Here is a 21,906-nt window from a genome sequence, read left to right on the forward strand (position 1 = left end):
TCGCCGGACGCCGCGGTTGTCGTGTCAGGCGTGCGCGTGCAGCGGCTTGCCGGCCAGGGCCAGGTGCGCCTCGCCCAGAGCCTCGTTCTGCGTCGGGTGGGCGTGCACGAGCTGCGCCACCTCGGCCGGGTACGCCTCCCAGTTGTAGATGAGCTGCGCCTCGCCGATCAGCTCACCGACCCGGGCGCCGACCATGTGCACGCCGACCACCGGGCCGTCGTCCACCCGGACCAGCTTCACGTGGCCGGCGGTCTTGAGGATCTGGCTCTTGCCGTTGCCGCCCAGGTTGTAGTTGTAGGTCTTGATCTTGTCGGCGCCGTACTGCTCCTTGGCCTTCGCCTCGGTCAGGCCGACCGACGCCAGCTCCGGATCGCAGTAGGTGACGCGCGGGATGCCGGCCTCGTCGATCACGGCCGGGGTCTTCCCGGCGATCTCCTCGGCGACGAAGATGCCCTGCTGGAAGCCGCGGTGCGCGAGCTGGAGGCCGGGCACGATGTCGCCGACCGCGTAGACGTTCGGCACGCTGGTGCGCAGCCGCTCGTCGGTCAGCACGTAGCCGCGGTCCATCTTGACGCCCTGCTCCTCGTAGCCGAGGCCGGCGGTGTTCGGGCCGCGGCCCACGGCGACCAGCAGCAGCTCGGCCTCGACCGTGTCGCCGCCGGAGATGGTCAGCTTCACGCCCTTGTCGGTCTTCTCGACGTTCTCGAACGGCTTGCCGACCTTGAAGTTGATCTTCCGCTTGCGGAACGCCCGCTCCAGCGCCTTCGACGACTCCTCGTCCTCGGCGGCGACCAGGCGGGGCAGCGCCTCGACGATGGTCACGTCCACGCCGAAGGACTTCCAGACGCTGGCGAACTCGACGCCGATCACGCCGCCGCCGAGCACGATGGCCGACGACGGGATCCGGTCCAGCGTCAGCGCGTGGTCGCTGGTGATGATCCGCTCGCCGTCGACGTCCAGGCCGGGCAGGCTCTTGGCGTACGACCCGGAGGCCAGCACGACGTTGCGGCCGGTGTAGCGCTTGCCGTCCACCTCGACGACGTTCTTGCCGACCAGCTTGCCGGCGCCCGCCACGAAGGTGATCTTCTTGCTGCTGCCCACCAGGCCCTGGAGGCCCTTGTACAGGCGGGAGATCACGCCGTCCTTGTACGAGTTGACCGCCGTGATGTCGATGCCGACCAGTTCGGCCTTCACGCCGAACTGCTCGGACTCGCGGGTCTGGTCGGCGATCTCGGCGGCGTGCAGCAGCGCCTTGGTCGGGATGCACCCGTTGTGCAGGCAGGTCCCGCCCAGCTTGCCCTTCTCGATGAGCGCGACGGAGAGGTCCAGCTGGGCGGCACGCAGCGCCGCCGCGTAGCCGCCGCTACCACCTCCGAGGATGACGATGTCGAAGGTCGTGTCGTTCGGCTCGCTCACATCCAACTCCCAGGTCGCGTCACTGCATCGGGGGTTACGGCGGAGTAACAGGCACACCCCACCTCGGTCATCTTGTCACCACCACGGACCGGGCGCGTACCGAGGTGCCCAACGACACGTCGGTGACACGTACCCTTGGCACCGTTCTCGATGACCGCGGTGGGGAGGAGTGGATTCGGTGGGCCTGTTCCGACGACGCAAGCGGGCGGCCCCGGCGAGCCGCGACCGCGCCGCCGACCGTGCCGATCTGGACCATCTGGAGAACTTCGTCCGGACCCGCAAGGGCGTCGAGGCGTACATCGAGCCCCGCACGACTGTCACCGAGACCACGATCATGCTGATCGCCGACGACGGCGAGTGGACCCGGCGGCGCGTCGGCGGGCCGGACGAGGCCCGCCGCTGGGCGCACCGGATCGCCATCCCGATCTACGACGTGCGGCTGATGGGCTACCCCCAGCGGATGCGCGACTACAACGAGCGCCGCAAGCGCCGCCCCGAGCTGTACTGAGACCACGCGAAAGGGGCCTCCGGCGACGCCGGAGGCCCCTCGTCGTACGCGTCGGTCAGCCGTTGGCGGCGACGTCCTCGACCAGGTGCACGAGCGTACGCACCGGCACGCCGGTGCCGCCCTTGGTCCAGTAGCCGGTCGCCTCGCCCGAGTGGTAGCCCGGACCGGCGATGTCGATGTGCGCCCACGCCACGTCGTCGGTGACGAACTCGCGCAGGAACACCCCGCCCTGGAGCATGTGCCCGGCCCGGTCCATCCCGGCGTTGACCTGCGAGATGTCCGCGACGTCGGACTCCATGCCCTTGCGCACGTCGTCCGGCAGCGGCATCGGCCACGCCGGCTCGCCGGTCGCGTCACCGGCCACCCGCACCCGCTCGCACAGCTCCGGGGTGCCCATCACACCGGCGATCCGCTTGCCCAGCGCGATCACCTGCCCGCCGGTCAGCGTGGAGGTCTCGAACAGGTAGTCCGCGCCGTCCTCGCAGGCCCGGGCGAGGGCGTCGGCCAGCACCATCCGGCCCTCGGCGTCGGTGTTGAGCACCTCCACCTTCTTGCCGTTGTACATGCTGATCACGTCGCCCGGCCGGTAGCTGGTGCCCGACGGCATGTTCTCCGCCATCGGCAGGTAACCGGTGACGGACACCGACGGCTTGAGCGCCGCGACCGCCAGCATGGCCGCGCCGACCGCCGCCGCGCCGGCCATGTCCGACTTCATCTCCCACATGCCCTGCGCCGGCTTGATCGAGATGCCGCCGGTGTCGAACGTGATGCCCTTGCCGACCAGCGCGACCCGCTTGCCGTTGCCGCCACCGTCCGGCGTGTAGGTGAGCTTCACCAGCCGCGGCGGGGCCTCGGAGCCCTGGCCGACGGCGAGGATGCCGCCGTAGCCACCGGCCGCCAGCGCCGCCTCGTCCAGCACCTCGACCTCCAGCCCCGCCTCGCGGGCGGCGGCGGAGACGACGTCGGCGAACGCCGGGGGACGCAGCTCGTTCGGCGCCGTGTTGACCCAGTCCCGGCTGGTCCGCACCGCACCGGCCACCGCCTGCGCCCGCGCGATCTCGGACCGGGCGGTCGCGTCGGCCGCGTCCGGCACCGCCACCAGCACCTCGGCCACCGGCTCACGCCGGCCCGGCTGCGGCTTGGTCTTGTAGCCGGCGAACCGGTAGCCGCCCAGCAGCGCGCCCTCGGCGACCGCGCGCAGCGCGGCCGGGGCGTCGGCGTCGTCGGGCAGCGGCAGGGCCAGGGCGACGCGCGGGGCGCCGGCCAGCGCCCGCACCGCGGCGCCGGCGGCCCGGCGCAGCGACTCCGGGGCCGGAGCGGCGCCCGAAGGCTCCGGGCCGAGGCCGACGGCCACGACCAGCGGCGCGGTCACGGTGCCCAGCGTGGCCAGCTTGATCACCTCGCCCGGGCCACCGGTCGCGCCGAGCAGGGCCAGCGTCTCGGTCAGCTTTCCGTCGAACGCGGCGGCGATGCTCTCCCCGCCGGTGGCCAGCAGCAGGGCGTGGTCGGGTGCGCCGCTGCCCGGCTCGGTGGTCTGGCTGTGCACGCCGATCACGATCGCGTCGACGGCGAGTTCGGCGGGGTCGGTGTCGACCAGGCTGAGGGTGGTGCGGGGCGATGTCACGAAAGCTACTCCGGGCGGGCCGGGCCGGCCGCGTCGTCGCGTACCGGCGATGAAGGTGTCTCCGGCGGCAACCTACCCGCCGGGAGGCGTGGCTGTCCCGCCGATGCGTGCCGGTGGGATCCCGCCGATGCTAACCACAGCGGTCCGGGCCGGTAAGTTGCCACCCATGACCGAGGTGACCTCCGACGCTGCCGAGACCCGGCTGCGCCGCTCCCCGCTGCACGAGCGGCACACCGCGCTCGGCGCGAAGTTCGCCCCCTTCGGGGGCTGGCAGATGCCGCTGGAGTACGCCGGTGGCGGCGTGCTCAAGGAGCACACGGCCGTCCGCGAGGGCGTCGGCGTGTTCGACGTCTCGCACCTGGGCAAGATCCGGGTCACCGGGCCGGGCGCGGCGGACTTCGTCAACGCCTGCCTCACCAACGACCTCGGCCGGATCGCGCCCGGCCAGGCGCAGTACACGCTCTGCTGCGACGACGCCACCGGCGGCGTGGTGGACGACATCATCGCCTACCTGCACGGCGACGACCACGTCTTCCTGGTGCCCAACGCGGCCAACACCGCCGAGGTCGCCCGCCGGCTGCGCGCCGCCGCGCCCGCGGGCGTCACAGTCACCGACGGGCACGAGGCGTACGCGGTGCTCGCGGTCCAGGGCCCGCGCTCGGCGGAGCTGCTGGGTGGGCTCGGCCTGCCCACCGGGCACGACTACATGAGCTTCTCCACCGCCACGCTCGACGGGGTGGAGCTGACCGTGTGCCGCACCGGCTACACCGGCGAGCTGGGCTACGAGCTGGTCGTCGCGTCCGAGCACGCGGTCGCCGTCTGGGACGCGATCTTCGCCGCGGCCGACGACGTGCGCGCCTGCGGCCTGGCCGCCCGGGACACGCTGCGCACCGAGATGGGCTACCCGCTGCACGGGCAGGACCTGTCCCCGGAGATCACCCCGGTGCAGGGCCGCTCCGGCTGGGCGGTGGGCTGGGACAAGGCGGCGTTCTGGGGCCGGGACGCGCTGCGCGCCGAGAAGGCCACCGGCCCGGCCCGTACGCTGCGCGGCCTCACCGCCGTCGACCGGGCCATCCCGCGCCCCGGCATGGCCGTGTACGCGGGCGACCGGCAGGTCGGCACGATCACCAGCGGCACGTTCAGCCCGACGCTCAAGCAGGGCGTCGCGCTGGCGCTGGTCGACACCGACCCGAAGCTGCCCGACGGCGAGGAGCTGGAGGTGGACATCCGTGGCCGCCGTGCCCGGATGCGCCTGACCAGGCCGCCGTTCGTCAAGCCCTCGGTGCGCTGAGCCGCGCGGGTCAGTGCTCGCCGCGCTCCCCGGCGTCGAGCACTGCCTGCGTCCAGCCGCCCTCCAGCACGCCGGTGCCGTCCAGCACGGCCCAGTCGACCACGTCCGACGCCTCCACCACCACCGGCGAGCCGATCCGCACGCTCGGGTCGGTGTTGGCGTCGCTGGCGCTGGCGCCGACGATCCGTTCCGGCGTGTCCCACGAGGTGACCCCGGCCCAGACGTACTCGGGGCCGTCGTCGCCGGGCAGGCCGTACTTGACCACGAGCTGGCTCTCCTCGGGCAGCCGCCCGGCCAGGAACCGGGCCCGGATGTCGCCGAGCGCGGCGCGGGCGGTCTCCACCGCGCGGCTCATCGCGTCGTCGGTGCGGGTGTAGCGCACGTCCGGCTGGATGCCGTTGAACAACGTCGCGCAGGCGGCGGCGAAGTAGCGGCCGGGCGGACCCGGGTGCCCGGGCGGCGGGTTCAGGCTCAGGAACGAGTCGGCGTCCGGGTCGGTGGCCGGATCCAGCTCCAGCCGCAGCAGCACCGGCGCGGTCGCGCCGTGCTGCTCCGGATTGCCGTACGCCACGGCGATGTCGTGCCCGGTCACCGTGGCCAGCACCGGAAGCTGCACGAACGCCGGCACCTCCTCGCCGGCCAGCCCGTCGGTCCAGTCCCGCAGCAGCCGCCGGGCCGCGCCGGTCATCACCGCGCCCCACGCCCGGGTCAGGTGGTCCGGCACGCCCTGGGCCTGCAACTCCAGCAGCCCGAACCGGCGCAGCCCCTTCGTGGTGAACCAGAGCCCGTCGGAGTCCGAGGAGTAGGGCACCAGCACCCAGTCGACCAGCCGGATCCGGCCCTGCTCGTCCGGCAGTGAGCGCAGCGCCGCCGCCGGGTCGAGGAACTGGAGCCCGAAGACGTCCACCACGTCCCCGCCGACCGTCTCGGCGACCGCGGCGGCCACCGCGCGGGCGGCCCACTCGTGCGCGGGCGGCCAGCCCGGCCGGTACTCGGCCTGCACCACCACCAGATGGGTGGCGGCGGCCAGCCGGGCCAGTTGCTCCTCGGTGGCGCCGAACGCGGTGAGCAGGTCCGGCGGCAGCTCGGGGAACTCGTCGACGGTACGGGTGTCCACCGTCATCAGCGGGCTGTCGAGCATCTGCCGGGCCAGCCCGTGCACCGGTTCGGCGAGCCGGCCGGCCAGCCCTTCCACGGCGGTCTTCGGGCTCACCTTCGGCAGCCCGGTGATCGGCACCAGGTACGTCGCGTCGAGCGACTCGGGCACCGGTACCGGCAGGAAGTCGTCCGTGATGAGCATGCCGTCCCCCTCGACCGCGCCGGTGCACTCGCCCCGAACGCTACCCGCCCGGACCGGTGACGCTCAGCCGGTCAGCACCAGTCCCAGGTAGGACAGCGTGGTGACGATCTCCACGAGCGCCCCGAGCACGTCGCCGGTGATGCCGCCGAAGCGGCGTACCAGGTGCCGGAGGAGCCCGGCCGCGACGGCGAGCGCGCCGAGCACGGCGAGCGGCCCCTGCCACGGACGGTCCGGCACCGCGGGAACGGCCGCCAGCGCGACGGCGACCGCGCCAACCGTCAGGGCGGCCCACCCCACAGTGCCGGCGACGAGCGCGCCCAGCCCTTCCGGCCGGGCCGCCGGCACGCCGCGCCGGCAGGCCAGGCCGACGGCGAGCCGCCCGGCCGCGGTGGCCGCGACCACGGCGGCGAACGCGGCGAGGGCGTCCCGGCCGGCCAGCTCCGCGAGCACCCCGCTCTGGAGCAGGAGTACGACCACGAGCGCGACCACCCCGAACGGGCCGACGTCCGGCTGCTTCATGATCTCCAGCGCGGCCGGACCACGCCGGTACGAGCCGAGCGCGTCCACGGTGTCGGCCAGCCCGTCCAGGTGCAGGCCCCGGGTGAGCAGCGCGCCCAGCCCCACGGTGACCACCGCGGCGACGAACGGCGGCGCGAGCGCGCCGGTGAGCAGCAGCATCCCGCCGAGTACGGCGCCGAGCAGCGCGCCGACCAGCGGGGCGAGGGCCATCGCGGTGCCGGCGGCGGCCCGGTCGACCCGGCCGGCGCGTACCGGGAGGGTGGTGAACGTGGTGAGCGCCAGCCGGATGCCGTCGGCGAGCCGCGCCTCAGTCGGCACGTCGGCCGGGGGAGACCGGCTCGTCGGCACCGACCGTGGTCGGTCCCGGACCGGCCGGCTCCGGCTCGGCGAAGTCCGGTTCGTCCTCGGTCCGGCCGTGGTCGCTGCCCTCGTCGCCGATGTGGTCGCCGGTGCCGGTGCGCTCGCCGGTGTCGCCCTCGTCGTCGGGGCCGCCCAGCGACGGGTGCACCGGCAGCGTGGCGGCGAGCGTCAGCGCGGAGCGCAGCAGCGGCAGCGCGGCCAGCGCGGTCGCCCCCTCGCCCAGGTCGAGCCGCAGATCCACCAAGGGGGTCAGGCCGAGCACGTCGGCGGCGAGCCGCACGCCCGGACGGCCGCCGTGGTCGGGCAGCAGGCACCAGTGCCGGGCCTGGCCGGCCAGGTCGCGGCTGACCATGGCGGCGGCGGTGCCGACCGGCCCGTCCAGCAGCACCGGCACCTTGCGGGCGGTGGCGCCAAGCAGTACGCCGGTGGCCAGCGCGATGTCGCCGCCGCCCAGCTCGGCCAGCACGTCCTTGGCCTCCCGGGCGGAGCGCCGGGTGCGGTGCAGCGCGTCCCGCACCGCCGCGCAGCGGACCATCCAGGCGGCGTCGTCGATCTCGCCCTGCTCGGTGACCACCCGGCCGAGCACCGTCGGCGGTTCCGCGCCCGCGGTGGCCGCGAGCACCGCGGCGGCGGCGGCCTCGGCACCCGCGCCGCACGCGGCGAGCACCAGCAGCTGCACGCCCGCGTCGGCTGCCTGCTCGGCGAGCCGCCAGCCGTAGCGCAGCGCCGCCTCGACCTCGTCCACGGACAGGGCCGGGCGCTCCTCCATCGCCGCCGAGGAGGGCGCCTCGACGATCTGGAGGCCGGCCCGGTTCTCGGCGGCCAGCCGGGCCAGCGCACCCCGGCCGGCGCGGGCCTGCCGGGCGCGGCGGGCCGACTCGCCGGGCGTAGCGCCGGCCGACGCGCCGCCCTCGTGGTCGCCCCGGATCAGCAGTACGCGCACCGAGTCCCACGGACGTGGCGTCGAGGTGCCCTGGGTGGCGGCGGCGAAGCCGACCACCTGCTCCAGCACGCCGAGACCGGCGCCGGGGATGTCGAGGGTGGCGAGCCGGTCGACGGCCTGCGGTCCGGTGTAGTCGTCGGGCATCGGCAGTTCCATGCCCGGCTGGATCACCAGACCGGTGGCGATCATCGGTAGCGCCATCGTGGGGGCGGCCCAGTCGCCCGTACCGGGCTCGCCGGGCGTGGCCGGGGCGGGCACCGGTGCGGCGGCCGGGGTGAGCACCTCGGGCAGCGTCACGTCCCCGGCGCCGAGGTCGGCCGGTACGGCCCGGGCCGGCGGGGTCCGGTCCCCGGCGGGCCGGGACGCGGTGGCCCAGGGTTCCGCGGCTCGGGGCGCTGCGGTCCGGGGCGGCACGGCGCGGCTCGGCACGGCCTCGGGCGACGTGGCCGCGGGCGGTACGGCGTGCGCGGGGGCCGGGCTGGCCGGCTTGAGCCACGCGGTCTGCCCGGCCACCACGAGCGCGACCGCGTCGCAGGCGTCGGCGACCGCGCGGTTGGTCGCACCGAGCGCGTCGGTGAACGCCCGGCCCAGCGGTGTGGTGGGCACCAGGGACAGGCCCACCTCGGGGCTGACCAGCACCAGCCGGGCCGCGCTGGAGCGCACCGCCGCGGCCAGCTCGGCGATCGTCGCGGTGTCGTCGGCCGGCTGGTGGGCCGGGTCGAGCAGGACCGTCACCCAGCCGCCCAGGTCGTCCACGAGCAGCGTCTCGTTCGGCCCGGCGGCGGCGATCACCTCGACCAGCCGGCCCGGGTCCGCGGCGGTCTCCTCGGTGCTCCAGCTCCCCGGCCGCCGGGCGCGGTGCGCCGCGAGGCGGATCGCCCACTCGGTGTCCTCCGGATCCCCGGACGGGGCGGTGGCCACGTACCGGACCGTGGGCGCGTCGGCGACCAGTGACTCGGCGAACTCGGACTTGCCGGAGCGGATACCGCCGAGCACCAGGAGGGTGTGCCACCCGTCAACGGACATGCCCGTACCTTAGTTCGCCCGCCCCCGTTCCGGGCAGCTCGCCCCTCCTCGCCCTCTCCCCGTCCCGTCGCCGCGCCGATCTTGCGGTTGCGGCCCCCGGGATGCCGGGAATGACCGCTCTGTCGGGGCGATAACCGCAAGATCGCGCGTGCGGCCCGGTGGCGGGGGTCGGCATGATCCATGTGGTGGCGGGCCGTCGTCGGCGGGGCCGACTAGGCTTGCGGAGGTTTGGCGTCCCACGGGACGACGGCGGCGAGGGGAGACGCGGCATGGCGTGGAGCTGGCGGTACGAGGGCACGAACGGCGACGCGGTCGACGGACCCGCCGAATCGTTCACGAGCCAGGCGGACGCCGAGTCGTGGATCGGCCAGACCTGGCGGGAGCTCGCGGCATCCGGCGTCACCACAGTCGTGCTGGTCGAGGACGACCGGGTGGACTACCGGATGAGCCTGCAACCCCCGGCCGAATGACCGGCTACGACCGCCCGGGCGAGCCGCTGGTCCTCGGCGTGCCCCGGGCGGCGTTCCGGCCGAGCCCGATCTTCCTGGCCCTGGTGGCGCTCTTCGTCGCCTCCGGGGTGATGACCTGGAACCGGTACGGCAACGTCGGCTTCGACGTGTTCCTCTTCGTCGTGTCCGGCTGGCTGGTCTCGCTGTGCCTGCACGAGTACGCGCACGCCGTGGTCGCGTACCGGGCCGGTGACCGGGACATCGCGCACCGGGGCTATCTCACGCTCAACCCGCTGAAGTACACCAGCCCGCTGCTGTCGATCGTGCTGCCGGTGGTCGTGGTGCTGCTCGGCGGCATCGGCCTGCCCGGCGGCGCGGTCTGGGTGGACCGGCACGCCATCCCCGGCCGGCTGCGGCACACGCTCGTCAGCCTGGCCGGGCCGGCCACGAACGTGCTGTTCACGCTGGTGCTGGTGGCAGCGGTGGCGTGGGGGCCGGAACTGGGCGGGCCGCTGGAGTTCTGGGCCGGCGTCGGGCTGCTCGCGTTCCTCCAGCTCACCGCCAGCGTGCTCAACCTGCTGCCGGTGCCGGGCCTGGACGGCGGCAACATGCTCCAGCCCTGGCTCAGTCCCGCCTACCGGCGGATGTACGACCTGTTCGCCCCGTACGGCTTCATCCTGCTCTTCGCGCTGCTGTGGAGCCCGCAGATCAACCGGGCGTTCTTCGGCGCGGTCTTCGCCGTCGGCGACGCGCTCGGCCTGCCGCGCGAGCTGTACCAGATCGGTTACGCCCTGATCCGCTTCTGGGAGTAGCCGACGGGTCGTTCCCGGGCCGGTGCGAGCCGGCCCGGGAACGACGCGACGTCACGGGCGCTGAGCCGGGCTCTCGGTCTTCGCCGGATCCCGCTCGGTGACCGGCTCGACGATCTCGTCGATCGCCTTGAGCAGGTCGGCGTCGAGCTTCACGCCCGCCGCCTTCACGTTGTCGTGCACCTGCTCCGGCCGGGACGCGCCGACGATCGCCGAGGAGACGTTCGGGTTCTGGAGCACCCAGGCGACGGCGAGCTGCGCCATGGTCAGCCCGGCCTGCTCGGCCAGCGGCTTGAGCCGCTGCACCCGGGTGAGCACGTCGTCGGTCATGAACCGCGCGATGAACCCGGCGCCGGACTTCTCGTCGGTGGCACGGGAGCCGGCGGGCGGCGGCCGGCCCGGCAGGTACTTGCCGGACAGCACGCCCTGGGCCATCGGCGACCAGACGATCTGGCCGATGCCCAGCTCCTCGCTGGTGGGGATCACCTCGGTCTCGATGACCCGCCACAGCATCGAGTACTGCGGCTGGTTCGAGATCAGCGGGATGCGCAGCTCGCGGGCGAGCGCGTGCGCCTCGCGCAGCTGGGACGCCTTCCACTCGGAGACGCCGATGTAGTGCGCCTTGCCGGAGCGTACGACGTCGGCGAAGGCCTCCATCGTCTCCTCCAGCGGAGTGCTGTAGTCGTAGCGGTGGGCCTGGTAGAGGTCCACGTGGTCGGTCTGGAGGCGGCGCAGCGAGCCGTCGATCGACTCCATGATGTGTTTGCGGGACAGCCCCCGGTCGTTGCGGCCGGGACCGGTCGGCCAGTAGACCTTGGTGAAGATCTCCAGCCCTTCGCGACGCTCGCCCTTGAGCGCGCGGCCGAGCACCGACTCGGCGCGGGTGCCCGCGTACACGTCGGCGGTGTCGAACGTGGTGATGCCGCTGTCGAGGGCGGCGCGGACGCACGCGACCGCCGCGTCCTCCTCGACCTGCGAGCCGTGGGTGATCCAGTTGCCGTACGAGATCTCGCTGACCATCAGGCCGGAGCGGCCCAGGTGACGGAATTCCATGCTCCCGACCCTAGACCCGCCCGGTTCCGGACGCCGTCCGGCGCTCACCCCGCCAGCAGCGCGTCTCGCATCCGGGCGGCGAGCCACTGCCGGAAGCTCTCCTCCGCCCACCCGCACCGTTGCACCAGCGCCGCGTAGTGCGCCGGGTCGTTGTAGAACCACAGCGTGTCGACCGCGCGCTCGGCGCCCGCCCCCGGCCGGAGCGGGCCGTCCAGGGTGAGCAGCCGGTCGACCACCATGGCGGCGCCCGCGCGACGGTTGCGCAGCAGCGTCTCCCACAGGTCGGCCACCTCGGGCGCCTCGTCCGCCGCGCGGCGCACCGTCTCGAAGGCGCCGGCCGCGCGGTGGCCGATCAGCGTGCAGACCCCGGCGTACGCGTCGAGAACCGCGCCCTGGTCGGGCGCCTCCCAGACGGGCTGGAACCAGGGGCGGCGCGCCACCGGCACCGGCTCGTCGTCACCGGCGAGCGCCTCGTCGAGCACGTGGCGCAGCAGGGCGGCCTTGGAGCCGAACGCGGCGAACACGGTGGGCCGGGCGACGCCCGCCTCGGCGGCCACGTCGGCCAGCGACGTCGCCGCGTAGCCGCGCGTGACGAACAGGTCCGTCGCCGCCCGCACCACCGCCCGCCGGGTGCGCCGGGCGTTCTCCTCACGCACCGCCGAGCGGTAGGGGCGCGTCGGTTTGCCGTCCTTGACTCCAGCCATGACCTCGCGATACTAACAATCTATTCACTAGACTCCTGGCTATCGAATGTTCTCGCAATCACCGAAATCGGAGGCCGCCATGTCCGTCCGCCCCTACCTGCTCGGCCCCGACGACGGCGAGGCGTACTGGTTCCTCGGCAACCTGTGCACGCTGAAGGCCGGAGGCCGGCACACCCGGGACCGCCTCACCGTCGCCGAGTTCGTGAACCCGCCCGGCTTCGCCCCGCCACTGCACCGCCACCAGGTCGAGGACGAGATGTTCTACCTGCTCTCCGGCACCGCCCGGTTCCACTGCGACGGCGAGACGCTCACCGCCGGTCCCGGTGACTTCGTCCTGCTGCCGGTGGGCCTGGCGCACACCTTCGTGGTCGGCCCGGACGAGCCGTTGCGCGCGCTCCAGATCACCACGCCGGCCGGGTTCGAGCGGTTCGCCGCCGAGGCCGGCGTACCGGCGCCGCACCGCCGCCTGCCCGACCCGGCGCCGGTCGACCCGGCCGCGCTCGGGCACGCCGCCGCCCGCAACGGCATCGAACTGCTCGGCCCTCCACCGGCGGCGTGAGCGGCCGGCGCGGGTTCGCCGCCGGTCCGGGTGGAATGGCGGTCCCGGTGGCGTGCCGGGCGCGGGTCAGAGCACCGGGCTGGCGTCGGCGAGCAGCCGGTCGATCTCCGCGACCACGGCCGCGCGGCCCGGGTGCACCGGGTCGATGAGCGGCTCACCGCGCCGGTCCAGCGCGCCCCAACGGCCCGACTCGGTCGCGACCAGGAACGCCACCGGATGCACCACCACCGTCGGGTACGCGGGCGTCACCACCACCCGGCCGGCCCGGTCCACCACGCCCCGGCGGCCGGCCAGCTCCACCACCGCCAGCCCGTCGGCGGTGAACCCGTCGACCTCCCGCCCGTCGGCCAGCGGCGTGCCGAGACGGTGGTAGCGGGTCGGCACCACCACCTCGCCGGTCAGATCCACCGCGCCCCAGCCGCCGTTCTGCCGTACCGCCGCCAGGCCGTTGCGGAACGGCCGGGCCTCCTCGTACCCGGGCGGGATCTTCACGATGTTCATCCGGTCGACGGCCATCCACCGGCCCTTGCCGTCCATCGACACCCAGGACAGCCCGTCCGAGAAGGGCACCACCGACCGGTAGCCGTTGTTCGCCTCGATCAGCGCCGCGCCCGACGTGTCGATGAGCGCCCACCGGGACGCCTCCGGCCGTCGTACCCAGGCCAGTCCCTCGTGGAACGGCTGCGCCTCGGCGTACCGGTGCGCGATGACCATCTCGCCGTCGGCGTCCGCGTACCCCCAGAGCTGCTGCTCCTCGTCGAACGTCGCCACCGGCGGACGAGGCGTGCCGAGCACCTCCTCCGGGCGGCGCGGCGGGGGACCGAAACCGTCCGCGGCGGCCCGCTCCGCGACCGCGTCCAGCGCGACCTCGACCCGCGCGTTCAGCTGCGCGTCCTCGCCGTGACGCAGGTCCAGCGCCCGCTCGAAGTGCAGGCACGCCTCGGTCAGCCGGCCCTGGTCGTAGCAGCACCGCCCGGCGTGCTCGTGCAGCAGCGCGCGCAGCCGGTCCGGCAGCTCCGGCGAGTTCGCCTCGGCGAAGAGCCGGTCCGCCTCCGCGTGGTCACCCCGCCACCGCAGCGCCTCGGCGAGGCGCGCGCGGGCCAGCGCGGTCCGCCGGAACTCGCCCGTGGCCTCCGCGGACGTGACGGCCAGCCGCGCGTCCCCGAGCGCGTCGTCCAGGTCACCGAGGATCCGGGACGCCACCGCGCGCAGGCTCAGCAGCCGGGCCCGGCTGCGGTTGTCGAGCGTGGTGTCCAGCTTGCCGGTCAGCCCGTCCCGGATGACCCGCAACTGCGCCGGGTCCGGGGCCTGCTCGCGCAGCGTACGCGGATCCAGCTCCCAGCCGACCGCGGCCAGCGCCTGCTCCGGGTCCACCGGAGGCGGCGGCTCGGCGTCCGCCGCCGGTTCCGCGCCGTCGTCGGTTCCGGCTTGCTCCGGGGTACGCGGATCCGGCGCGTCGTCTGCGCCGGCCGGGTTCGGTCTGCCGTCGTCGGTGCGGGTCGGCGCCTGCGCCGGTCCCTGTTGCGCGTGTTGGTGGTGGGCGGCGTGCCCTGGTCCGCCGTCGGCGGTGGCGTCGTGGTCGGTGCCGGCGTGCCCTGGTCCGCCGTCGGCGGTGGCGTCGTGGTCGGTGCCGGCGTGCGGCTGTTCGGCCGGCTGGGTGCCGCTGCCCTTGGTGTCGGTCGGGGTGCCGACGTGCGCGGTGGGTGTGCTGTCGATCCCGTCAGCGGTGGGCGAAGGTTGCGTGGGCGTGGCGTCGACGGCGCCGGCCGGGGTGTCGGCCTGCTGCGGAGCGGACGGTGCGGACCCGGTGTGCTGGGCACCGGCGGTGCCGTCGATCGCCGTCGGTTCCTCGGCCGTTTCCTCGGCGATGGTCTCCTGTGCCGTCCCACCGGCGATGGTCTCCTGTGCCGTCCCACCGGCGATGGTCTCCTGTGCCGTGCCACCGGCGGCGGTCTCCGGTGCCGCGCCGTCCGGACCGACATCGGCGGCTCCGGAGGAGGCGACATCGTTCGGCGTGCGGCCCGGACCGGGGACGGTCGGGCCGGATGCCGCAGCCACCGCGACGTGCGGCTCGGGATCAGCGGCCGACCTGCCGGTTTCGGTGGCGGGGGTGCCGGCCGCTGCGGTCGCCCGCTCGACTGCCGGGAGGATCGGCGGGGCCACGGACGCCGCCGGTGAGCCGGTGGTCGTTGCCGCATCGGCCGATGCGCCGTCGGCGGACGCGGTGACGATCGATGCCGATGCCGATGCCGATGCCGGCGCGGTTGCGGTTGCGGGTGCCGGCGCGGTTGCCGGTGCCGGTGCCGGTGCCGGTACTGGGGCCGGCGGTGTGTCGAGGCTGCTCGCGGGTTCGCCGGAGCCGGCGGGTGCGGGTGTGGTCGAGTCCGTGGCGAGGGCGGTGCCGGCGTCCGACACGGCTGGCGTGCCGCTTGTGACGCCGCCGTCGAGTGGCGGGGCGGAGTCGGCCGGCCGGGTGGCGTCCTCGGTTGACCGGGCGGCCGGGAGCGGCAGGGCGGCGTCGCCCGGTGGGGTGGCGGGGGACGGCGCAGTTGCCGGGGACGGTGCGATGCCGGGAAGGGGTACGGCAGAGTCGGCAGTGGACGTTCGTGTCGGACCGGCGCTCGGTCCCGGCACGGGAGCACCTGCCGGCGGCACTGCGACATCGAGTCCCGGCGCCGCCGTCGCGCCCGGCGTCTCCGCTACGCCCGGCGCCGCCGTCGCGCCCGGCGTCTCCGCCACGCTCGGCGTCTCCGCAATGCCCGGCGTCTCCGCCACGGCTTCCGGAGCCGCCACCACGACTGACGGTTCGTCGTCGACGGTGCGCATGGTCGGCAACGGTGTGCCGGGTGGAGCCGCCGAGGTACCGCCGTACGGCGGCACGCTGCCGTCACCCGACCGCTCGATCGGATCGTGGCCGGGCAGAGATCTTGGTACGAAACGGCCCCCAGAGGGGCCGGAATCTTCCAAGATCTCCGGCGGCTTCGGCGCTTCTGCGGGCTGGGCGGGGCGGAACCACGCCTCGGCACCGGAGGAGGGCGGAGGTGTCTTCTCCGCCGCGCGGCCGTTCACCGACTGCTCGTCGCTCCGGTTGGCGGTCGCAGCGGCATCGGGACGGTCCGTTGCCTGGGTGGGGCGGGTGGTCACGTCGGCTTCGGGACGGCTGGCGTCCTTGTCCGGCGTAGGCCGGGTGCTCGTCCGCGATGTCGCTTCGGCGCCGGCGTCGCGACGGTCGGCATCCGGGCCCGGGACGGGTCGGGTTCCGGCGGCTGGCACGGTCCCGGCACCCGTGTCGGCCCCGGGGCGGCCGGGCGTACCCGCCTGCGGCTCGACGGCGGACCGCTGCACGGCCTGCGCTTCCGGACCGGCGGGTCGCTCCGCCGGTTCGATCGGCGCGATCGGCGCGGTCGGCCGGGCAGGGACGGGGCCGGGATAGGCGGGCGGCGCGGGACGGGCCGACGCGGCCCGGGTCGGATCGGCTGGAGGCGGGCCTTGACGTTCCTCGGGCCGGCCCTGCGACGGCGTGGAGCGAGCGGGCTCCGCGCTCTGCTCTGCTCGTCCGGTGCCGGTCGGAGCCTGCGTATCGCCGCCGGGCGTGCCGACAACCGGCGTGGCCGGGCCGGAGACCGGTGCGCCGGCAAGTGGCATGCGGGAGGCGGGCGGGCCGGAGACCGGTGCGCCGGCAAGCGGCATGCCGGATACGGGCGGGCCGGATACGGGCCTGCGGGAATCCGGCACACCCGAGCCGGGTGCGCTGGTCGCCGGGTTCGCGGAAGCGGGCACGCCGGATGTGGAACCCGACGGCACGCCGGATGTGGAACCCGACGGCGTGCCGGCCGTCGGGTCCGCGGGTACGCGGGACGTGTGACCGGAAGGCGCGTCGCGCGGGTCCGGTGCCGGCATCCGCTGTTGCTCGCCCGCATCGACAGGCGGCACCGGCCGCGGCGGGGCCTTGCCGGCCGACGGCGAATCGGCGCCGGGGCGCGCGGGCGCGCGCGGTGCCGACATCGGATCCGGCGCCGCCGGGGCGGGACGGGGACGGTCGTCGGCGCGCGGGTGGCCGGTCGACTCGGCCGGGGCCGCGTTCCGGCTGTCGGCGTCCCGGACCCGATGAGCGTCGGGCCACTGCTCAGGCCGCGCCGTCCTCGGCGTGTCCGGTGGCGTTCCGCGCTCGTCCGGCCGGCGACGGTCCTGCTCCGGCTGCGTCCGGCCGGCCTCGGGACGGCGCGGGGCGGTGTCCGGGCGGGACGGGACTGCGGGCGGCCGGGTGGCGTGGTGCTGCGTACGCGGACCGGCACCGTCGGGCTGGGCGCCCGGACCGGCCGGCCGGGCGTCGCGCGGGTCCGGGCGGACGGAGCCGTCCTGCTGGGGGCGGCGCGGGCCGTCGGCGGGCGGCATCGGGTGCCGGGACGGTACCGGCCGATCAACGGGCGGGCGGTGCCGCTCGTCGGGCCGGTGCGCGTCGGGTTCCGGCCGGGGGCGCGGCTCGACGACGGGCCACTCGCCCTGGTGCGGGCGGGGCCGGTCGGTCGGCGGGCGCTGCCAACGCTGGTCGGCGCCCGGCCGTGCGGGGGCGGTGGCTTGCGGGTCAGCCGGACGGTGCCCCGGTGCGCCGTACCGGTCGGACTCGCCCTGCGGCGCGGGCCGCCCGTTCTCCGGCGCGCGGCGCCGGGTGTCCGGGTACGCGGCGGCCTCACGGTGCGGCGCGCGGTCGTCCCACCGGCCACCCGCCGGCTCGCCCCGGTCCGCCGGGGGACGTGCGCCGGGCTCGCGCCAGCCGTCACGGCCGGGTTCACGCCGGCCGTCGCCGCCCGGCCCGCCCCAGCCGGGTTCGCGCCGGCCGGGCTCGCCCCGACCCGGTTCACGTCGGCCCGGCTCGCTCCATCCGGCCGCGCTCCGCTCCGGCGGTGGCACGGCATCGTCGCGCCGGTCGACGCCGGGACCGCGCCGACCACGGCCGGGATCGTCCGGTGACGGCTCCGGGAAGGGGCCACGGCGGCCGTCGGGCAGGGGTTCGCGACGCCCGCCGGGGGAGTGGTCCCGGCGGGCGTCGGGCGGCGTGCCCCATCGTTCACCGGAAGCCGCCGGACGACCGTCGGCCGGGGTGCGCCTGCCGTCCGCCGGGCGGTCGGTCCGACGCCCACCGGGGTGCGGGGTCTCGTTCGGCTCCGGCATCCAGCCCGGCTGGACGGCCCGGCGCGGTGCGGCATCGGGGCGTACCCAGCGTTGGTCGAGTCGCTCCGGCGGGCCGGAGCGGCCGGCCGGTCCGCGCTCGCCGCCGTCCCGGCCGGGCGGAAGATCCCGGCGGCCGTCCGCGCCGGGGCCGTCGGGATGCCCGCGCCGCTCGTCCGGCCCGGCGGGGCGCTGTCCGCCGGGACCGGCGGCACCCATCGGGTACGCCCCGCGCGAGCCGGCCGGTCCGGCCGGGTACCTGTCGCGTGGCCCGGCCGACCCTGCTGTGTACGCGCCGCGTGGCCCTGGCGGGCCGTCCGGATAAGCGCCGCGTGGCCCTGCCGTTCCGTCCGGGTGCGCGCCGTGTGGCCCGGCGGGGCTGGTCGGGTGCACGCCAGGCGGGACCGCGGGGCTGATCGGGTACGCCTCGCGTGGGACCGCCGGGCTGGTCGGGTATGCGCCGTGTGGACCGGCCGGGCTGACCGGGTCCGCCCAGCGTGGACCGGCGGGACTGGTCGGATGCGCCTCGCGTGGACCCGCCGGACTCACCGGGCGCCCGCCCTCGTGCGCCGGGGGCCGGGAACCGGCGGGGCTCACCGGGTACGTGTCCACGTCGGGCGCGGGGCTGACCGGGCGCACCTCGGCCCGGCCGACCACGGTGCGAGGACGCGGCGTCAGGTTCTCGATGCCGATGTCGCCGGGGTAGCGCTGCCCGGGGAACTGCGGCTGCCACTCGTGGGTGGGCTCGGCGGCCCAGGCCGGTTCGGCCGGCTCGCGCCAGCTGCCCCAGCCACTCATCGGCAACCCCTCCCGCCGCTCGCGCGGGACGGCCCCGGGGCCGGCTCGCGTCGCTCGCTCACGGCGGTGTCACCTCATTGGAAATTCTCGCGCTGGGGCGCCGGACGTGCCGGTACAGTCGCCCGGTCCAGCACGTCGTGGCTGCGGAAGGAGGGTAACGGCGTGGGCTCGGTCACCGCCACTGTGGCACCACCCACCGGCGCACACGTTACCCCATGGTTTCGGACATTCGGCGCGATCGCGGCGGCCGGGTTCCGGCGGCACGCGACCTACCGTCAGGCCGCCGTGGCGGGGTTGTGCACCAACACCGTGTTCGGCTTCCTGCGCTGCTACATCTTCCTCGCGGCGACGGGCGCGGCGGGCACCGTGGCCGGCTACGACCGGGCGCAGCTCGCCACGTTCGTCTGGGCCGGCCAGGGTCTGCTCGCGGTGATCGCGATCTGGGGCTGGACCGATCTGGCCGACCGGATCCGTACCGGCGAGGTGGCCGCCGACCTGCTGCGGCCGGTGCACCCGGTGACCAGCTACCTCGCCACCGACCTGGGCCGGGCCGGGTTCGCGTCGCTGGCCCGGCTGGTGCCGCCGCTGGTGGTCGGGCCGTTATTCTTCGCCGTGTACGTGCCCCGGCACTGGGCCACGGTGCCGCTGTTCCTGCTCTCCGCGCTACTCGCGGTGGTGGTCTGCTTCGGCTGCCGCTACCTGGTCAACGCCACCGCGTACTGGCTGCAGGACGTCCGGGGCCCGATGATCCTCTGGACGCTCGGCTCCGGCGTGCTGGCCGGACTCTACTTCCCGCTCGGGTTCCTGCCCGGCCCGCTGGAGGCGGTCCTGCGGTACGCCACCCCGTTCCCCAGCATCCTGCAGGTGCCGCTGGACGTGCTCGTCGAGCGGGAGCCGATGTCCGTCGGTCTCGTCCTGGTCGGGGTGCAGGCCGGCTGGGCGGTGCTGCTGCTGGCGCTGTGCCGGCTGGTGCAGCGCCGCGCCGAGCGCCGTCTGGTGGTCCAGGGTGGTTGATCTGGCTGAACTACGGGCGTACCGGGCGCTGCTCGGTGCGCAGGCGCGCTCGCAGGCGGCGTACCGCACCTCGTTCGTGGTGGACCTGGTCGGCAACGTGGGCGCCACCGTGTTCGACGTGGTCACCGTCCTGGTGATCTTCGGCGTGACGCGGGAGCTGGGCGGTTTCACGCTGCGCGAGACGCTCGTCGTGGTCGGCCTGTCGTCGTGCGGCTTCGCCACCGCCGACCTGCTGGTCGGCAACATCGAACGGCTTCCCCGGTACGTGCGCACCGGCCTCTTCGACGCCGTGCTGGTACGCCCGCTCGGGGCGCTGCCGCAACTGCTGCTGATGGACCTGCCGCTGCGCAAGCTGTCCCGGGCCGTGTTCGGGCTCGCCGTGCTGCTGTTCGCGCTCGTCTCGGCCGGCATCCACTGGACGCCGGGGCGGATCGCGCTGGCGGTGGTCGCCCCGGCGGCCGCCGTGGTCTTCTTCGGCTCGGTCTTCGTGCTGACCGCCACAGTGTCGTTCTACTGGGTCGACTCGGGCGAGCTGGCGAACGCGGTCACCTACGGCGGGCGCGACTTCACCTCGTACCCGGTCACCGTCTACGGCGGCTGGTTCCGCGCGCTGTTCGCGTACGGGATGGGGTTCGCCTTCGTCAGCTATCACCCGGCGCTGGCGCTGCTGGGCCGCGCCGACCCGCTCGGCCTGCCGTCCTGGGCGGGCTGGGCCGCGCCGGGCGTCGCGGTGGTCGCGGCGGCGCTGGCCGCCCTGGCGTGGCGCGTCGGGGTCCGTCACTACCGGAGTACGGGGTCATGAGCGTCATCGAGATGGACGGGCTGCGCAAGGAGTTCACGGTACGGGTGAAGGCCGGGCCGCTGCGGCGCGAGAAGCGGACGGTGACCGCCGTCGACGGGGTCGACCTGCGGGTGGAGCGCGGCGAGATGCTCGGCTACATCGGCCCGAACGGCGCCGGGAAGTCGACCACGCTGAAGATGCTCACCGGCGTGCTGACGCCGTCGGCGGGGCGGGCCCGGGTGTGCGGGCTGCGCCCGGTGGCCGACCGGACCCGGCTGGCGCTGCGGATCGGGGTGGTGTTCGGGCAGCGCTCGCAGCTCTGGTGGGACCTGCCGCTGCGGGACTCGTTCGACCTGTTGCGGCACGTCTACCGGGTGCCGGCCGGCGCGCACGCGGCCCGGCTGGCCCGCTGCCGGGACCTGCTCGACCTGGACGGGTTCCTGGACACGCCGGTACGGCAGCTCTCGCTGGGTCAGCGGATGCGCGGGGAGCTGACCGCGGCGCTGCTGCACGGCCCGGAGGTGCTGTTCCTGGACGAGCCGACGATCGGCCTGGACGTGGTGAGCAAGCAGGCGGTGCGTGGTTTCCTGGCCGAGCTGGGCCGGGCCGGTGACACCACGCTCGTGCTCACCACGCACGACCTGGCCGACATCGAGCGGCTGTGCCGGCGGCTCGTGGTGATCGACCACGGGCGGGTGGTGCACGACGGGTCGATCGCCGAGCTGCACCGCCGGTACGGCTCGCGCCGGATGGTGGTCGCCGAGCTGGACGCGGCGCTGCCCGAGCCGCCGGTGCTGCCCGGCGCGCCGGTGCAGCGGGTGGAGGCGGACGGGCGGCGGCTGGTCTTCGCGTTGGAACGGGCGAGCGTCGCCGAGGTGGTGGCCGGGCTGGCCGGCCTGACCACGCTGCGGGACATCTCGATCGTGGAGCCGGACATCGAGGAGGTGGTGACCCGGCTCTACCGGGCGCCGACCGGGGGCGCGGCATCAGCGGTCACGGGTGCTCCATGACGAGTACGGCGAAGGTGCCGGGGGCCAGTGCCTCGTACCGGTGCGGGGTGTCGCCCGGGAAGGTGGCGTAGTCGCCCGGCTCCAGCTCGACCAGGTCGGTCCCGGGGCCGACGCGCATCCGCCCGGCGGCGACCACGACGTGCTCGACGCTGCGCGGGGTGTGCGCCTCGGCGAGCCGTACCGCGCCGGGTTCCAGCTCCATCACGTAGACGTCCCGCCGGGCGTGCGGCGCTCCGGCGGCGAGCAGGGTGGCCGAGAAGTCGGCGTGTTCGGACCGGATCCGGGGGCCCTGCCCGGCCCGGACCACCCGGACGGCGGCGGTGGGCGGTTCGACCAGGCGGCTGAACGGTACGTCCAGCGCCACGCCGAGCGCCCAGAGCGTCTCCACGCTGGGATTGCCGGACCCGGACTCCAACTGGGACAGGGTGGACTTGGCGATCCCGGCGCGGCGGGCCAGTTCGGTGAGCGACAGGCCCGCCCGCTCGCGTTCGCGGCGCAGCGCGGCGGCGATGGTGGCGAGTGGGGGAGCGGGGTCGGTGGCCATGTGTTCGCTCCATCGGTCGTTCTGTTCGG

The 21,906-nt window shown here is 75.2% G+C and carries 19 protein-coding genes; 10 read left to right on the top strand and 9 right to left on the bottom strand.

The window, feature by feature from the left end; all coding sequences use genetic code 11:
- Positions 1-24: 24 nt before the first annotated feature.
- Positions 25-1,416, bottom strand: a complete 1,392-nt coding sequence (lpdA, locus tag V6U82_RS15165; RefSeq protein ID WP_334461688.1) for a dihydrolipoyl dehydrogenase — start codon at positions 1,414-1,416, stop codon at positions 25-27.
- Between the two features lie 178 nt (positions 1,417-1,594).
- On the opposite strand from lpdA, the gene V6U82_RS15170 reads away from it, so the two are divergent.
- On the top strand, positions 1,595-1,924 hold the full coding sequence (locus tag V6U82_RS15170) for a hypothetical protein (RefSeq protein ID WP_064448299.1): 330 nt from the start codon (positions 1,595-1,597) through the stop codon (positions 1,922-1,924).
- 55 nt (positions 1,925-1,979) lie between these two features.
- Here V6U82_RS15170 and V6U82_RS15175 read toward each other — a convergent pair whose 3' ends face one another.
- A complete protein-coding gene (locus V6U82_RS15175) occupies positions 1,980-3,548 on the bottom strand; it encodes a leucyl aminopeptidase (RefSeq protein ID WP_334461696.1) in 1,569 nt (522 codons plus the stop codon).
- 166 nt (positions 3,549-3,714) lie between these two features.
- On the opposite strand from V6U82_RS15175, the gene gcvT reads away from it, so the two are divergent.
- A complete protein-coding gene (gcvT, locus tag V6U82_RS15180) occupies positions 3,715-4,839 on the top strand; it encodes a glycine cleavage system aminomethyltransferase GcvT (RefSeq protein ID WP_334461698.1) in 1,125 nt (374 codons plus the stop codon).
- Positions 4,840-4,849: 10 nt separating this feature from the next.
- Here gcvT and V6U82_RS15185 read toward each other — a convergent pair whose 3' ends face one another.
- The 3 genes from V6U82_RS15185 to V6U82_RS15195 all read right to left on the bottom strand — a co-directional run bounded on the left by V6U82_RS15185 (position 4,850) and on the right by V6U82_RS15195 (position 8,987).
- A complete protein-coding gene (locus tag V6U82_RS15185) occupies positions 4,850-6,139 on the bottom strand; it encodes a DUF2314 domain-containing protein (protein ID WP_334461699.1) in 1,290 nt (429 codons plus the stop codon).
- A 63-nt stretch (positions 6,140-6,202) separates the two neighbouring features.
- Positions 6,203-6,976: an adenosylcobinamide-GDP ribazoletransferase gene (cobS, locus tag V6U82_RS15190; protein ID WP_334461700.1), complete on the bottom strand. Its 774-nt coding sequence runs from the start codon at positions 6,974-6,976 to the stop codon at positions 6,203-6,205.
- Positions 6,966-8,987, bottom strand: coding sequence for a bifunctional adenosylcobinamide kinase/adenosylcobinamide-phosphate guanylyltransferase (locus V6U82_RS15195; protein WP_334461702.1), 2,022 nt, complete (start codon positions 8,985-8,987; stop codon positions 6,966-6,968). The genes cobS and V6U82_RS15195 overlap by 11 nt, the downstream gene beginning before the upstream one ends.
- A gap of 269 nt (positions 8,988-9,256) precedes the next feature.
- Between V6U82_RS15195 and V6U82_RS15200 the strand changes: the two genes are divergently transcribed.
- Both V6U82_RS15200 and V6U82_RS15205 read left to right on the top strand, forming a co-directional pair.
- Positions 9,257-9,457: a hypothetical protein gene (locus tag V6U82_RS15200; RefSeq protein WP_120568738.1), complete on the top strand. Its 201-nt coding sequence runs from the start codon at positions 9,257-9,259 to the stop codon at positions 9,455-9,457.
- Positions 9,454-10,248 carry a site-2 protease family protein gene (locus tag V6U82_RS15205; protein WP_128138698.1) on the top strand — a complete coding sequence of 265 codons (795 nt, stop codon included), beginning with the start codon at positions 9,454-9,456 and terminating at the stop codon, positions 10,246-10,248. Before V6U82_RS15200 ends, V6U82_RS15205 begins: the two co-directional genes overlap by 4 nt.
- A 51-nt stretch (positions 10,249-10,299) precedes the next feature.
- Here V6U82_RS15205 and V6U82_RS15210 read toward each other — a convergent pair whose 3' ends face one another.
- Both V6U82_RS15210 and V6U82_RS15215 read right to left on the bottom strand, forming a co-directional pair.
- On the bottom strand, positions 10,300-11,298 hold the full coding sequence (locus tag V6U82_RS15210; protein ID WP_128138699.1) for an aldo/keto reductase family protein: 999 nt from the start codon (positions 11,296-11,298) through the stop codon (positions 10,300-10,302).
- Between the two features lie 44 nt (positions 11,299-11,342).
- Positions 11,343-12,002 (bottom strand): TetR/AcrR family transcriptional regulator, encoded by a 660-nt coding sequence (locus V6U82_RS15215; protein WP_334461705.1) that lies wholly within the window; start codon positions 12,000-12,002, stop codon positions 11,343-11,345.
- A gap of 79 nt (positions 12,003-12,081) precedes the next feature.
- Between V6U82_RS15215 and V6U82_RS15220 the strand changes: the two genes are divergently transcribed.
- Positions 12,082-12,561 carry a cupin domain-containing protein gene (locus tag V6U82_RS15220; protein WP_334461707.1) on the top strand — a complete coding sequence of 160 codons (480 nt, stop codon included), beginning with the start codon at positions 12,082-12,084 and terminating at the stop codon, positions 12,559-12,561.
- Between the two features lie 66 nt (positions 12,562-12,627).
- On the opposite strand, the gene V6U82_RS15225 is transcribed toward V6U82_RS15220, so the two are convergent.
- Complete coding sequence (locus tag V6U82_RS15225; RefSeq protein ID WP_442933440.1) at positions 12,628-14,724, bottom strand: WG repeat-containing protein; 2,097 nt, start codon at positions 14,722-14,724, stop codon at positions 12,628-12,630.
- Positions 14,725-16,120: 1,396 nt separating this feature from the next.
- Between V6U82_RS15225 and V6U82_RS15230 the strand changes: the two genes are divergently transcribed.
- From V6U82_RS15230 to V6U82_RS15250, 5 genes are all read left to right on the top strand, one after another.
- A complete protein-coding gene (locus V6U82_RS15230; protein WP_334461710.1) occupies positions 16,121-16,426 on the top strand; it encodes a hypothetical protein in 306 nt (101 codons plus the stop codon).
- A gap of 407 nt (positions 16,427-16,833) precedes the next feature.
- Entirely contained in the window at positions 16,834-17,532 is a 699-nt protein-coding gene (locus V6U82_RS15235; RefSeq protein ID WP_334461711.1) for a hypothetical protein, read from the top strand.
- Positions 17,533-18,690: 1,158 nt separating this feature from the next.
- The gene (locus V6U82_RS15240) at positions 18,691-19,542 is read left to right on the top strand and encodes an ABC transporter permease (protein WP_334461713.1); all 852 of its coding nucleotides are present in this window, start codon (positions 18,691-18,693) and stop codon (positions 19,540-19,542) included.
- A 1-nt stretch (position 19,543) separates the two neighbouring features.
- Positions 19,544-20,344 (top strand): ABC transporter permease, encoded by an 801-nt coding sequence (locus tag V6U82_RS15245; protein WP_334461835.1) that lies wholly within the window; start codon positions 19,544-19,546, stop codon positions 20,342-20,344.
- Positions 20,341-21,333: an ABC transporter ATP-binding protein gene (locus V6U82_RS15250; RefSeq protein WP_334461714.1), complete on the top strand. Its 993-nt coding sequence runs from the start codon at positions 20,341-20,343 to the stop codon at positions 21,331-21,333. The genes V6U82_RS15245 and V6U82_RS15250 overlap by 4 nt, the downstream gene beginning before the upstream one ends.
- Here V6U82_RS15250 and V6U82_RS15255 read toward each other — a convergent pair.
- Positions 21,317-21,877, bottom strand: a complete 561-nt coding sequence (locus tag V6U82_RS15255) for a helix-turn-helix domain-containing protein (protein WP_334461716.1) — start codon at positions 21,875-21,877, stop codon at positions 21,317-21,319. The two genes, V6U82_RS15250 and V6U82_RS15255, sit on opposite strands and share 17 nt — an antisense overlap.
- Between the last annotated feature and the right edge of the window lie 29 nt (positions 21,878-21,906).

It is taken from the genome of Micromonospora sp. CPCC 205554, from assembly GCF_036902745.1.
GTDB classification, from domain to species: domain Bacteria; phylum Actinomycetota; class Actinomycetes; order Mycobacteriales; family Micromonosporaceae; genus Micromonospora; species Micromonospora tulbaghiae.